This window comes from Williamsia sp. z34, from assembly GCF_059553395.1.
The window spans coordinates 576,213-591,096 of the sequence record NZ_JCANWW010000003.1 but is presented as its reverse complement, the minus strand read 5'-3'; the positions used below and the strand labels follow the sequence as shown (position 1 = coordinate 591,096).

The following is a 14,884-nucleotide window of genomic DNA, read 5'->3' as shown; positions in this document are numbered from 1 at the left end:
ACCGTCTTGGGCTCAAGGAGTCGTTGCAACACCCTGACGATATGGGGTGATGTCGATGGGTACGCCACCGGTGCCAGTGGTCAAGGTTCGAACGTTTTGGCATTTGAAAGCAGCTGGGTGGTCCACGGCGCGGGCTGCGACACGCGCTGGGTTTTCGGTCCGATACGGCGGGAAGTTGGTGCACAAGCATGGTGGGGTGATCCCCACTGTGGTGCTACCTCAGATTGTCTCCGACTGCGGCTCGGGTCCTGCTGGACGTTATCTGTCATTGGACGAACGAGACTTGATAGCGGGCAAACGCACTGCGGGGTTATCGATTCGGGCGATCTCCCGGGATCTTCGGCGTAGTCCGTCGACGATTTCCCGGGAGATCAACCGCAACACGATGAGCCATAAACGGTATGCCGCCGGCGCAGCTCAACGCCTCGCTGAACAACGATTACCGCGACCGAAACCCCGCAAAGTGGTCACCAACGCTCGGTTGGGGCAGTACGTGTGGGAGAAGTTCAGCTGCCAGCAACGCTGGTCGCCGGAGCAGATCAGTACCCGCCTGGTGCTCGATTTCCCGGATGATGAATCTATGCGGATCAGCCCGGAAACGATCTATCAAAGCCTCTATGTTTTCCCCCGCGGGGAACTTAAAGCTGAGGTCAAACGGTGTTTACGGACCGGCAGGACGATCCGTAAACCCCATCGTCAGGCTGATGGGCGCCGCGACATAGTTCCCAAGGAGCTACTCATTGCCAATCGCCCGCCCGATGTTGAAGACCGGGCACTGCCTGGCGATTGGGAAGGCGACTGCATCGTCGGCAAAGACAATCAGTCCCAGATCGGAACGTTGGTCGACCGGATGACCCGATATGTGATTTTGCTGCACCTTCCTCACACGCGCACCGGCGAGGAGATGCGTGATGCGATGCGCGTTGCGATCGGCGAGTTGCCGACGACGTTGAAGCGGTCGATCACGTGGGATCAGGGTTCGGAAATGCGTGGGGCACATCGTGATATCGCTATTGATCATGATCTGTCGGTCTGGTTCTGCAATCCGCACTCGCCGTGGGAGCGTGGCACCAACGAAAACACCAATGGGTTGCTACGCCAATATTTTCCGAAGGGTACGGATCTGTCTGTTCATTCTGCCGCGTACCTCGATGAGGTTGCTGAGGCTCTCAATAATCGGCCGCGGAAGGCGCTCGATTTCAGGACACCAAACGAGGCGATGGCTGCGCTGCTAGATTCAGCGGATTGATGGTGTTGCGACGATCACTGGAATCTACCCGTCGACCGTGCCGAAATCACCCCTGAGCGTGCCAAAGTTGCAAGACTGAAAGCAGTTTCGGCACGCTCGACAGTCGGTTTGGCACGCTCGACGGTCGGTTTGGCACGCTCGACGGCCGGTTCGGCACGCTCGACGGTCGGGGAGTCTTTCTACGCACCACAATCGGCGGGCTGGGCACCGACCACACCACGGACCGAGAGAAGTCCTTCGAGGGTGTACTGGCCGGGTACCGCAGCCGTCAGGGTGATCCAGCTGTCCTCGGTCTCCTCGATGCACGCGTACACGGAATCGTCGACGCTGCTGCGAGCGACGAGATACTTGTTGTAGCGCAACTGGATCGGATGCGCATCCGCGTTCGGCACGTCGAGGACGAGCTGGGACGGCGACGATTCGACCACCGTGAGTGGCTGCGGCACGATCGGCTGGGGATCTGCGACGCGGTAGAGCGTCCAATCGTCGTTGCCCCAGATGCGGTCCAGATACGGTAGGCCGTCGGTCACCAGCGCAGCCTCGTCCTTCAACTGCCGCAACGGATCTGCGGAGACCGCGACGAAGGCGACAGCATTCTCGGCCAGCCAGCCCCGGTACGAATCCGGCGTCAGCGCGCCCTCTTCATAGAAGATCGGGTTGTACCGGGAGTCCGACTGATTCTCCCAGCCGCGCGCGAGTTTGATGTCCAGGCCGAGTTTGTGCGCCCCCGCGTGGGTCTGCGCGTCGACGAGTTCCACCCGATGGTTGTCGATCTCCGGCTGCGCGAGCAACAACGACTGCAACGGCGTGTACGAGGTCTCACTCTTGCCGGAATCGGCACCGACCACCTGATCGGCCGTCGCCACGAACACGGCGTAGACCAACGCCGGCGCCAGGGCTATCGCCAGGAACTTCAGCGACTTCCTCGAATAGAACAAGCAGATACACGGCAGGACAAGGCAAAAGAACCGGCTCAGATTGGAACCGATACCGGTCGGCACGAGGAACATGAAGATCGCCACCGCGCTCGCGAGTGGCACGATCCACCGGGCCGGCGGAATGGTCAGTGCCAAGGCTGCACCGATCGCGATCAATGCCATCCAGAACAAGGTGGTGGCCGGAAAACCCTGTGCGCCAGGAGCGCCGAACATCACAAACGGCACCACGACCCCGAGTCCCGCCCCACCCAGAATCCACCAGACCTTCCGCGCCTTGGCATCCTTGCCGAGCGCGAACGGCAACGCCGCCAGACCGACGAACGCCGGTGCCAGTGGACTCGCCAGACCCGCCACCAGCAGGCCGACGGCCGCCAGCGGCAAAAGATTTCGTCGGAAGGCGATGATCGCGGCCAGCGCTATCGCCGTACCCACAGAGAATGCGACCCGTCCCGACAACATGTTGAGAACGGCAGCGGCCGTGATCGCCCACATCAGCACCGTGGGGTGAGACCCGCCTTTGGAGAGCGGGATCGACAGCAACGCGATGATCGCGGTCGCAATGCACAGCAGGAGCAGCGATCCGGTCAGAGTCGACAGGGCCGGGACGATGAGTGAATAGCTCCCCGGGGACACACCCCCGTACCAGCCGAACCAGTAGCCGAGGCCGACGCCCGAGCGGGCTGCCTCTTCACGAGCGATGGCCGCCTGCAGGTCGCCGACCGTCGGGTGGGCAAGCCACAGTGCCACGATTGCCGCCAGCGCCAACGCCATCGGCCACAGGGGGCGCCAGCGCAACAGTGGCGTGGCCACCGGAAGACTCATCCGAGCGGCACTCCGGACCTGGTCGGCGCGACCGCCGATCGGCAGCGCCACCAACGCAACAGGGCAGGTGCGTAGATGATCAACGCAGCAACGGCGAGCAGGGCCACACCGGCGATGACATCGAGGATGAAGTGGTTGCCCGACCCCATCACGACGAAGTAGGTGGTCAGCGGGTAGAGCACCCCGACGATTCGCAGCCAGTTCCACTTCGCGAAGCAGAACAGGACGATTCCGCACCACGTCGCCCAGGCACAGTGCAGCGACGGCATGGCCGCGAACTGGTTCGAGATCGCGTCACTTCCGGGCGCACCGGACGCGGGCCACCATCCCCACGACGCGGTCTGCGCCATGATGTCGACGAAACCTTCCCTGGCAAGCAGACGCGGCGGTGCCGTGGGCATGCTGTAGAAGCCGATCAGGGCCAGACCCGTGGTGAGGATCAGGATGCCGCTGACCTTGCGGTAATGCTCCTTGCGCCGGAACATCAACCAGATCAATACGACCGGGGTGACCCAGAAGTGCAAGGTCGCGTACTGAAGGGCGACGAGGTTCGCCAGCCACCCGGTGGTGTGGACCAGCTCGTTCAGCGGCCGCTCGAGCGCGATATGCCAGGCGTCTTCGAAACGGAGGATGCTGTTGGCATTGCGGTAGGCCTGGTCGGCGACGTCCCCGACGCTGTTGCGGATCAGCGAATAGACCGCGTACAGGGATCCGAGCATGAGAACTTCGAACCACCAACGTGGTCGGGCCAGATATCGGTTGACCCGCGTGACGACCGCCCGGAAGCCGGTTTGCCTGAGTTCGGACTCATAGGTGTCGAACTCCGCCACATCGAACTCGGAGGAGTCGAACCCAGAGGAGTCGAACTCCGCGGACTCGTAGTCCGGGGCGTCAACCACACCGCTCTTCGAATCGGCGGCGACGGCTCGGCGGTCATCGCGGAGCGTCATACGCACAACTCCCGCATAGAACCTCCACACACTTGGACAACCCAGAAAACGCGTGTCCCACTTCGAAGGGGACGAACGCGAAACTACCGCGCTCACATCACGGCACGACACCACTCCGTACACATCCAGCGCCCTCGAGGGCGCAATAGCTCTGCTGGATCATAACCGAGGAGTCCGGCAGATCCTTCCATCGCACCACGCGCGAGTCATTGAACTGGGCGAAAACGGCCACTCCTCGGTGCGACCCCCGTGCTGGGGCCATTGTTCACCATGTGGTGTGACCCTCGCCACAACTTGTCGGTCGAGCGGTGGACCCGGCTCAGCCGATCAGGTCGATGATGCGGCGGATCGCGAACTCATATCCACGAATTCCGAACCCGGCGATCACCCCTGATGCGATCCCGGACACGTACGACTTGTGTCGGAATTCTTCGCGGGCGTGGACGTTGCTGATGTGCACCTCGATGATCGGAACCTCCGGTATGACCAGGGCATCCCGGAGCGCGATGGAGGTGTGCGTCCAGGCGCCCGGATTGATCACGATGGCACTGATCTGCCCGCGGGACTGCTGGATCCACTCGAGCATCTCGCCCTCATGGTTCGTCTGCCGGGCATCGACGCCGAACCCGTACTCGGCGGCGGTCGACGTCGCCAGCGCCACCACGTCGTCGAGTGAATCGGAGCCGTAGACCTCGGGCTGACGGGTTCCGAGCGTGTTGAGATTGGGCCCGTTCAGCAACAGGACAGGCAGCTTTTCGCTCATCAGGCCGAGTGTATTGCGCGCCACGCCACCGTTGGTCAATCCGACACGCAAGGACCGATAGCATCTGACCTTGTGCCAGATGCCGTCGAGACAGTCACCACGCCGCCATCTGTCGGCAGCCCCGGCAGGGACCGGGTCCGCATCGCGAAGATCACCGCGATCATCACCGGCCTCGCCGGAATCTTCCTGGCGCTGGTCACACCGCTGCTACCGGTCACCCAGACGACGGCAGACCTGAACTGGCCGCAGCAGAACAAGCTCGAGTCGGTACTCGCCCCATTGGTGTCCTACGTACCGGTCGACCTCGAGATCTCGGTGCCCTGCACGGCCATCGACCAGCTGACCGAACCCGGACAGACCGTCCTGGTCTCGACCCTGCCGAAAGAGGCGGAGAAGTCGGTCGCGCGGGGCTTGTTCATCCGAAAGGCGGGCCAGGCCACCGATGCACTGGACCGGCAGGTCGTCGAGGTCGTGGTCAGGAACACACCGGTCGCCTCGGCCACCCTCGCCCAGATCCGATCGCAGGATTGCCAGAGCATCGACGTCACCGCCACGTACGAGTCGGTACGGGCCGAGTTCGTCGGGATGACCAATGCCGAAGGCGAACCGCTCGTCGGGGAGACGACCGACGGGGATCAGCGTCCCCAACTCACCGGTCTCTACACCGACCTCACCGGTGCGGCCGATACCGTTCCCGGCCTGAGCGCGCACGCGACCATCGACGACCGCTATACGACCGCGCCGACGGCCCTGAAGTGGATCGCCATCGCGGTCGGAGTGGTGCTGACCCTGATCTCACTCGGCGCGCTCGCCGTCCTCGACGGAACCGACGGCCGCAGACACCGCCGGTTCCTGCCGCAGAACTGGTGGCGGTTCAACGCGCGCGACGCCGTGGTCATCGGCGGACTGCTCATCTGGCACATCGTCGGCGTCAACACGTCCGACGACGGGTACATCCTGACGATGTCGCGGGTGGCCGACGACGCGGGATATACGGCCAACTACTACCGCTGGTACGGCGCGCCCGAGGCCCCGTTCGGCTGGTACTACCAGGTCTTCGGCTGGCTGGCGCACGTCACAACCGCCAGCCCGTGGATGCGCCTACCGGCACTGGCCTGCGGCATCCTGGTGTGGCTCATCATCTCCCACGAGGTGTTGCCACGACTCGGACGCGCGGCCGTGACCAACCGGGTCGTCCCGTGGACTGCCGCGTTCGTGTTCATGGCGTCGTGGTTCCCGTTCAACAACGGCCTGCGCCCCGAACCGATCATCTGCCTCGGTGCTCTCCTGACCTGGTGTTCGGTCGAACGTGCGATCGCCACCGGCCGGACCCTTCCGGCCGCGGTGGCCTGCACCATCGGCGCGTTCAGCCTCGCGGCCGGCCCGACCGGCCTGATGGCGGTGGCGGCGTTGATCGCCGGGGCCCGACCGATGGTGATGTCGCTCATCAAGAGGGCCAAGGCGATCGGAGGAGGCCTGACGAGCTATCTGGCGCTGCTCGCACCGGTCGGCGCGGCCGGGGTCTTCGTGATCTTCGTGGTGTTCTCCGACCTGACACTGGCCGCCTTCACCCAGTCGACCAGCATGAAGACTGCCCTGGGCCCCTCCCTGAACTGGTACAACGAGTTCGACCGCTACACCGCGCTGTTCGAATTCTCGGCAAACGGCTCGGTGGGCCGACGGTTCGCAGTCCTGGCCATGCTGGTCGGCCTGGTGATCTCCGGCGCGATGCTGATCCGGAAGAGCCGGATCCCCGGCACCGCGCTCGGACCGTCCCGGCGCATCGTCGGGATCACCTTCGCGTCCCTGATCTTCCTGATGTTCACGCCCACCAAGTGGACACACCAGTTCGGTGTCTTCGCGGGTCTGGCTGCTGCACTGGCGGCCATCGCGGCCATCGCGGTGAGCGCCGAGGCCATGCACGCCCGACGTAACCGCATGCTGTTCATCGCACTGGTCCTGTTCATCACCGGGTTGTCGTTCACCGCGCCGAACGCCTCGTTCTATGTCTCCAACTGGGGGATGCCGTGGGGTGTCCTGCCCGTCCGCATGGGGGTCGCGCTCGGCAGCCTGCTGCTGTTCCTCTGCGTACTCGCGCTGCTGGTCGCGTTCTGGTTCCACTTCCGGGAACCGTTCGAACGATCGAAGCCGGCGAAGAACCCCGCCGCCACGGGCCGTCGCCGGTGGATCGGGATGTTGGCCGCATCCCCGCTGGCCGTTGCCGGCATGTTCGTGGTCGTCTTCCTGATCTGTACCTCCATATTCTCCGGAGTGCAGCAGAGCGGGTCGTTCTCGGTGCCCTCGTCGAACGTGGACGCCCTGTCCGGTGATGTCTGCGGGATGGCCGACAAGGTTCTCGTCGAACCGGACCCCTCGGCGGATCTGCTCGAACCCGTCGACGGCAACATCGTCGGCGGACTGACCGGCACCCAGCAGCCGGGCAGTGTCCCGCCGCCGACGTCCGGGTTCACGCCCAACGGTCTGCCGCTGACACTGAACTCGACCGCGAGCGCGGGCAGCCTCGGTGTCCTCGGTGCCAATGTCGCGGCATCGCCGGACGTCCTGAACTCCAACGCCGGTGGCACCGGGGGCGGGGAGGCCGATCAGGCCGGCATCAACGGCAGCACGGCCAAGTTGCCGTTCGGGCTCGATCCGCAGAAGACCCCCGTCCTGGGCAGCTACTCGCAGAACGAGCAGTTCCCCTCCTACCTGACCTCCTCGTGGTACCGGCTGCCCGCGCGCAGTGCCGACACCCCGCTGGTGTCGATGGCCGTGGCCGGCCAGTTCGACATCGAGAACCTGAAGATGGAGTACTCGACCGATTCAGGTGACCGCGACGAGGACTTCCGGACCGCAGGCGAGGTCGACATGATCGATCCGGGCCCGCGGCCGTCGTGGCGCGACCTGCGTACCTATCGCAGTTCGTTCCCGGCCGAGACCACCGCCATCCGGATCGTCGCCAAGGATGAGAACCTCGCGCAGGACAATTTCATCGCGGTGACCCCACCGCGGGTACCCCATCTGCAGACGCTGCAGCAGATGGTCGGCAGCACCGATCCGGTACAGATCGACTGGACCAACGGTCTGGCCTTCCCCTGCCAGCGTCCGTTCGACCACAAGTACGGCGTCGCCGAGATCCCGAAGTGGCGGATCGCTCCGGGTGCCGACCTGGCGGCGGCGGTCGGCGCATGGTCGGATGCGTTCGGCGGCGGACCGCTGGGGTGGATCGAGGTGTCCCTGGACAAGACCACGGTGCCCTCGTACCTGGAGGGTGACATCGGTCGCGACTGGGGTTCGCTGGTGCGCTACGAGCCGTTCGGTGAGCCGGCGACGGTGGCGAAACTCGATCTGGGAACCGCCACCCGCTCCGGTCTGTGGAGCCCGGCCCCGATCCGCTACTGAGACACAGAACGGGCCGATCCTGAGGAAGACCCGGACCTTGCCCTGCTCACGGGGCAGGTTCGGGTTCTCAGGTCAGTGCAATACCATCGTCTCTCGTGCCTGTGTCCTCTCACCTCCCCAGTGCGGGGACAGTCCGTTGGGTCGCAATCGTCGCCGGCCTCGTGGGGATCGCGTTCTGCGCGATCTCTCCCCTGCTGCCCGTCAAGCAGTCCACCGCGACCATCGAATGGCCCACCGGCCAGCAGCTTTCTGACGAGACCGCATCGGTCACCGCGCCACTGATCGCGCAGACCCCGCAGGCCTTCGATGCGACGATCCCCTGCTCGTTGATCGAGACGCTCCCCGAGAACGGCGGACTGGTCCTGGCGACCATGCCGCCGGGCGCCGAGCGCTACAACCAGAACGCCCTCGTGGTCAACGCGTCGGCGGACTCGGTCTCGGTGGTCTTCCGGAACGAACTGGCGACCTCCGCCACCCGCGCCGACATCGGCACCACGCAGTGCCGTGAGCTCCACGTCTGGTCGACGCCGAGCGCCGCCGGCGCAGAGTTCGTCGGGCTCGGCCCGGCCGGCCTGCTCGGGATCGACTCGCGTCCCCAGTTCGACGGCGTGTTCACCGACCTGTCCACCGGTGACGTGGAAGCCGCTGCTGCACAAGGGCTTTCGGCGATCACCACCGTCGACAACCGGTTCGACAGCTCCCCGACCGCGATCAAGGCCATCGTCCTGGTCCTCGGCCTGATCGCCATCGTGATCTCACTGGTGTGCCTGGCGCTACTGGACCGGATCGACGGCTACCACCGTCGCATCGGGAAGTGGTCCCCGAAGCGCCTGCTGCGCCCGCGGGCCAGCGACCTCGCCGTCACCGCGGTCCTGCTGATCTGGCATTTCCTCGGCGCCGGATCGCCCGACGACGGCTACATCCTCAATATGGGCCGCGCCTCGGAATCGGCCGGCCACCTGGCCAACTACTACCGCTATTACGGCATCGCCGAGGCCCCGTTCGACTGGTACTACTCGTTCCTCGCGGCCTGGTCGGAGGTGTCGGCGTCCGGTCTGTGGATGCGGATCCCGTCGCTGCTGGCCGGCCTGGCCTCCTGGTTCATCCTCTCGCGGGTGCTCCTGCCGCGACTGGGCGCCGGGGTGCGTCGCAGCACCTGGGCCGTCTGGGCGGCAGCCACGGTGTTCACCGCGTTCTGGATGCCCTACGCCAGCGGCCTGCGCAGCGAGTCGATCATCATCCTCGGTTCACTGCTCACCTGGTGGGCCGTCGAGCAGGCCATCGCCACCAGGCGGCTGCTGCCCGCCGCCCTGGCGGCCATGGTGGCCGGTCTCACGTTGGCGCTGGCCCCGCAGGGTGTCATCGCGATCGCCGTCCTGATCGTCGGCGCCCGTCCGATGCTGCGGATCGTGATCGAGCGCAGCCGCGAATCGGCCACCACCACCCGTGGTCGCTGGATCAACCTGGCCGCCCTCGCCGCACCGTCCGCCGCCGCCGCATCCCTGGTGGTGCTGGTGGTCTTCCGCGACCAGACGCTGGCAACGGTGTTCGACGCGGTCCGGACGCGCTACATCGTCGGCCCCACCATCTCGTGGTGGCAGGAATACCTGCGCTACTACTTCATCACCGTGACCACACCGGACGGCGCGCTGACCCGTCGTGTCCCACTGCTCCTGCTGTTGGCATCGGTATTCGTGACACTGGCCGTGATGTTGCGGCGCGACAAGATCCGCGCCGTCGACCCGGGTCCGGTCTGGCGCGTCCTCGGCGCCACCCTGATCACCCTGTTGCTGCTGATGTTCACCCCGACCAAGTGGACGATCCACTTCGGGATCTTCGCCGGATTCGCGGCCGCGCTGGCGGCCACGGCCACCGTCGCCGTCGCGCAGTCGGCGGCCCGGTCCACCCGCAACCTCTCGGTGTTCGTCGCCGGACTGATGTTCGCCCTGGCCGCGGCCATGGCCGGTGAGAACTCCTGGCCGTTCGCCTACAACTTCGGCATCTCGTGGTTCGACAAGGCACCCGTCCTGGCCGGCCGCGAGGTCTCGACGATCTTCCTGATCCTTGCCGTCGTCGCGGCCGCGGTGGCCGTCTGGCAGCACCTGCGGCACGACTTCGTGCAGAACAAGGGCCTGGTCCACACCGGCGACGACGACGAGGCCGCCAAAAAGGCCGACCGTCGCCGACTCACCCTGGCCTCCTCCCCCATCGCACTGATCGCCGGCTTCATGGTGATCTGCATGCTGGCGGTCTTCGCGAAGGGTGCGCTGTCCCGCTACCCCGCGTACACGGTCCTCGATGCGAACGTGTCCACGCTGGCCGGTGACAGTTGCGCGATGGCCGACGCCGTCCTGGTCGAGCGGGACCCCAACAAGGGCATGCTGACACCCGCCGACGGGGTATCGGTCTCCGATGCCCTCGCCGGCGAGGACCCGGTCGGGTTCACACCCAACGGGGTCGCCGAGAGCCTCACACCCGAGGCCGGGTCGGCCCGTCCCGGCCAGATGAATGTCTCGGCCAGCTTCAACAAGCCCTTCGTGATCTCCGGGTCAGGTGCGGGTATCGCCGGTGGATACGGCGCCGAGACCGTCAACGGCTCCCGGGTCGTCCTGCCGTTCGGACTCGACCCGGCCACCACGCCGGTGCTCGGAAGCTACGGATACGACTCGGGTGAGGCCACACTGATGACCGACTGGTATCAGTTGCCGGCCCGTGATGCGTCACCGATACTCGCGTTCAGCGCAGCCGGACCGGTCCTCACGCTCAACGAAGAGGGCGTCATGACATTCGGACAGCAACTGCTGATCCAGTTCGGCATCGAAGAGGCGGACGGCACGTTCATCGATGTCGGATCGCAGATCCGCCCGATCGACCCGGGTCCGGACAAGCCGAACCGGCCGTGGCGCAATCTCGTGATCCCGATGGATCAGGTGCCCGCCGAGGCGACCGGGATGCGGATCATCGCCAAGGACAACAACGTCAACAACAAGCAGTGGCTGGCGATCACCCCGCCCCGGGCACCTGTGCTCGAGACGCTGCAAGAGGTCGTCGGTTCCAAGGCCCCGACGCTGATCGACTTCAGTGTGGCGAGCCAGTTCCCGTGCCAGCGTCCGTTCTCCATCACCGACGGGGTCGCCGAGATCCCGCAATGGCGGATCCTGCCGGACCGCACCACCGCAGCCTCGCAGTCGAAGACCTGGCAGGCGGCCGAGGACGGCGGCGTGCTCGGTGTCAGCGAGGCCGTCACCCGGGCCGACACGGTTGCGACGTATCTCGACGACGACTGGTACCGCGCATGGGGATCTCTCGAGGTCCTGATCCCGCTGGTGCCCGACGCCCCGCAAGCGAACATCATCACCGGTACCGAAACGAAATGGGGCTGGTCGCGGACCGGTCCGTTGAGAGTGGTGCCGCAAGAAAATGAGTGAAAAGGCGAGCATCATCAGCAAAAACGGGTCAGTGAGCAGATTTGCCGGCCCCGGATACCGGAACGTCAAGATAGTTGCCGTGGTCGCGGGCCTGATCGGCTTCCTCCTGGCCGGCCTGAGCCCCCTGATGCCGGTGAATCAGACCACCGCGCAACTCAACTGGCCACAGGACAATCAGGTCACCAACGTCTCGGCGCCGCTGGTCTCTTTTGTGCCGGTGGACATGCGGGTGTCCGTACCGTGCACCACGGCCGCCGATCTCCCCGCCGATGGTGGGGTGCTGCTCTCGACGCTGCCTGCCGGTGGACAGGACGCGACGTCTCGAGGCCTGTTCATCCGCGCCACGTCCGACCGCATCACCGTCACCGACCGTGACGTGGTGCTGCTGACCGCGGATCGCGCTGCAGCGCAGTCCGATCCGGATTGCCGGATCACCTTCAACGCCGACGGCGAGCGTGCCCACGGTGAGATCGTCAACGGCGGAACCGAAGGGCAGCTCTCCTTCGACGTCCCCGACCCGAACTTGCGCCCGCAGATCGTCGGTGTGTTCACCGGACTGCCACAGAGCGTTTCGCCGCAGGGTCTGGAGTTCTCGGCCACCATCGACACCCGGTTCGTCACCACCCCGACCAACCTGAAGTTCGCGGCGATGGTGATCGGCATCGTGATGACCGTCCTGTCACTCATCGCGCTGGCGCTGCTCGACGCCCGTGACGGCCGCGGGCACCACCGGTTCCTGCCGCGGCGCTGGTGGACTATCCGGGTCTCCGACGTGGTCGTGTTCGCGACGTTGGCCCTGTGGTGGTTGATGGGCGCCAACACTTCTGACGACGGCTACAACTTCACGGTCGGCAGAATCGCCGACGAAGCCGGGTACGTCGACAACTATTACCGCTACTTCGGTGTGCCGCAGGATCCGTTCGGTTGGCACTATCAAGTGATCTCGGCCATGACCGAGGTGAGTCTGGCGACGCCGTGGATGCGCCTGCCCGCCTTCCTCCTCGGGCTCCTCGGCTGGTGGTTGATCTCCCGCGAGGTGATCCCACGCCTGGGTCGCACGGTGCGGCACTCCACCCCGGCCCTCTGGTCGGCGGCGTTTGTGTTCCTCGCGATCTGGATGCCGTTCAACAACGGCCTGCGCCCCGAACCGGCACTGGCGGTCGGCGCCCTGCTCACCTGGTGTTCGGTCGACCGCTCCATCGCGACCGGACGACTGTTGCCGCTGGCGGTCGCGACGATCATCGCGGCGTTCACGCTCGCGTTGGCGCCCGGTGGTCTGATGGCCGTCGCGCTGCTCCTGGCCGGCATCCGACCGCTGCTGCGCCGCATCATGGCGCGCCGGAGCCGAGATGGGTTGCTGCCCCTGCTGATGCCGATCCTGGCGGCCGGTACCGCGGTGTTGTACAACATCTTTGCCGACCAGACGTTGGCCACGATCCTGACCTCGTCGGAGGTCGCCTCCGAGGTCGGACCGACACTCGAATGGTGGCAGGAACCGGTTCGGTACTACTACCTGATGCTGCCGACCGCCGACGGCACCCTGTCCCGGCGGTTCGGCATCCTGATGGCGTTCCTGTGCCTGATGGTCGTGCTGCTGATGCTGTTGCGTCGCCGGACCCCGATGGGTATCCCCAAGGGCCCCACCTGGCGTCTGGTCGCCGGTGTCTTCGGCTTCATCTTCTTCCTCGCCTTCACACCGACCAAGTGGACCCATCACCTCGGTGTCTACGCGGGTATCGGCGCGGCGCTCGCCGCGGCCGCCGGCGCGATGATGGCCCCGGCGATCCTGCGGCGCAGGCGAAATCGCACGTTCTTCGCCGCTGCCGTGTTATATGTGACCGCGCTGTCGTTTGCCGGGACCAACGGCTGGTGGTTTGTCGGCAGTTACGGCATCCCGTGGTGGGATCGGCCGCCGGCCATCGCCGGGGTCCGGGTCGCCTGGATCATCCTCGCAATCGCCGTCGCCACGACCCTGGTGGGCCTGTACCAGCATTTCCGCGACGACTACGTCAACGCTGAACAGCGCACCGAGGGCTCGAAGTTCTGGCATCGATTCGCGTTCTCTCCCATGCCCGTCATCTCCGGACTGGTTGTCCTGTTCATGCTGCTGTCGTTTGCCAAGGCCGCATACGAACAGCGCGACAGCTACTCGTGGCTCAACTCGAATGTGGCTGCGTTGCAGGGTGACATCTGTGCCATGGCCGACGACATCCTGGTCGAGCCCAATCCGAACACCGGACTTCTGCAGCCGGCATCTGTTGCCGGTCAGGTCGATCTGACCCCGGGAGAAGCACTCGCCGGCGCCGACATGACCGGCTTCACTCCGAACGGCGTTCCCAACGACTTGTCGGTGGACGCCACCGAGTCGACCGAGGCCGCGGCCTTGAACACGGCACAGACCGGTGCCGGTGCCAACGAGACCGACGACACCGATGAAGCCGGAACCGGCGGCGGCCAAGGCGCTCTGGGCGTGAACGGCTCGACGGTGCGGTTGCCGTTCGGTCTCGACCCGGCGACCACCCCGGTCCTGGGCAGCTACGGCTCGTCCGGCGGATCGCTGACCTCGGCGTGGTACCAGATGCCCGAGCCGAATCCGGATTCACCGCTGCTGACGTTGTCGGCGTCCGGCCGCATCGAAGCCGTCGACGGTGACGGCATCGTCGAGTCGGGGCAGAAGCTGGTCGTCGAGTTCGGTCGTCCCGGAACCGGCAACACCGTTGAGCCGCTTGCCCAGATGGGTCCGATCGACACCGGCGAGCAGCCGATCTGGCGGAACCTGCGGTTCCCGCTGAGCGATGCCCCCGCCGGGGCCTCCGTGGTGCGCGTGATCGCCTCGGACACCTCTGCGGCCCCCGATCAGTGGCTGGCACTCACCCCTCCTCGCATCACGAAGATGGAGACGCTCGACAAGCTCGTCGGCCACGACGATCCGGTGCTCATCGACTGGCTGCCGGCCCTGGCGTTCCCGTGCCAGCAGCCGATGGCCGTGAAGTACGGCGTGATCGAGGTGCCGAAGTGGCGCATCCTGCCCGACGCCGAGGCAACTCGCCAGAGCACCCAGACCTGGATGTCCGGCGATGCCGGTGGACCGCTTGGCATCACCCAGTCGATGTTGCGGCCCACCATCATTCCGTCGTACATGCGGAACAACTGGGGCCGGGATTGGGGTTCGCTGCAGAAGTTCACCCCCATTGTCGAGGCGAAGCCCGCGAAGCTCGAGATCGGGTCGACCACCCATTCGGGGCTGTACGACCCGGCCCCGATGCGCGGCGCCCGCTACTAGCCCAAATCGACCGCCGCACCCCGATGATGTGGCCTTATGGCGTTGCCCA

General features: G+C 65.6%; 6 protein-coding genes and 1 pseudogene. 4 read left to right on the top strand and 3 right to left on the bottom strand.

All coding sequences use genetic code 11. From position 1 onward, the window contains the following. Nucleotides 1-49: 49 nt before the first annotated feature. A pseudogene (locus AC51GT_RS11440) lies at nucleotides 50-1,328 on the top strand (IS30 family transposase). Nucleotides 1,329-1,428: 100 nt separating this feature from the next. On the opposite strand, the gene AC51GT_RS11435 reads toward AC51GT_RS11440, so the two are convergent. The 3 genes from AC51GT_RS11435 to aroQ form a co-directional block, all read right to left on the bottom strand. Next, nucleotides 1,429-3,009 carry a hypothetical protein gene (locus tag AC51GT_RS11435; protein ID WP_496328812.1) on the bottom strand — a complete coding sequence of 527 codons (1,581 nt, stop codon included), beginning with the start codon at nucleotides 3,007-3,009 and terminating at the stop codon, nucleotides 1,429-1,431. Then, nucleotides 3,006-3,959: a phosphatase PAP2 family protein gene (locus AC51GT_RS11430; protein WP_496324610.1), complete on the bottom strand. Its 954-nt coding sequence runs from the start codon at nucleotides 3,957-3,959 to the stop codon at nucleotides 3,006-3,008. The genes AC51GT_RS11435 and AC51GT_RS11430 overlap by 4 nt, the downstream gene beginning before the upstream one ends. A gap of 319 nt (nucleotides 3,960-4,278) precedes the next feature. Continuing rightward, a complete protein-coding gene (gene aroQ, locus AC51GT_RS11425) occupies nucleotides 4,279-4,722 on the bottom strand; it encodes a type II 3-dehydroquinate dehydratase (RefSeq protein WP_496324609.1) in 444 nt (147 codons plus the stop codon). 141 nt (nucleotides 4,723-4,863) lie between these two features. Between aroQ and AC51GT_RS11420 the strand changes: the two genes are divergently transcribed. The 3 genes from AC51GT_RS11420 to AC51GT_RS11410 all read left to right on the top strand — a co-directional run bounded on the left by AC51GT_RS11420 (nucleotide 4,864) and on the right by AC51GT_RS11410 (nucleotide 14,835). Further along, nucleotides 4,864-8,124, top strand: a complete 3,261-nt coding sequence (locus AC51GT_RS11420) for an arabinosyltransferase domain-containing protein (protein ID WP_496328831.1) — start codon at nucleotides 4,864-4,866, stop codon at nucleotides 8,122-8,124. Nucleotides 8,125-8,219: 95 nt separating this feature from the next. Continuing rightward, nucleotides 8,220-11,552, top strand: coding sequence for an arabinosyltransferase domain-containing protein (locus tag AC51GT_RS11415; protein WP_496328811.1), 3,333 nt, complete (start codon nucleotides 8,220-8,222; stop codon nucleotides 11,550-11,552). Continuing rightward, nucleotides 11,545-14,835, top strand: coding sequence for an arabinosyltransferase domain-containing protein (locus tag AC51GT_RS11410; RefSeq protein ID WP_496328810.1), 3,291 nt, complete (start codon nucleotides 11,545-11,547; stop codon nucleotides 14,833-14,835). Before AC51GT_RS11415 ends, AC51GT_RS11410 begins: the two co-directional genes overlap by 8 nt. The last annotated feature ends 49 nt before the right edge of the window (nucleotides 14,836-14,884 follow it).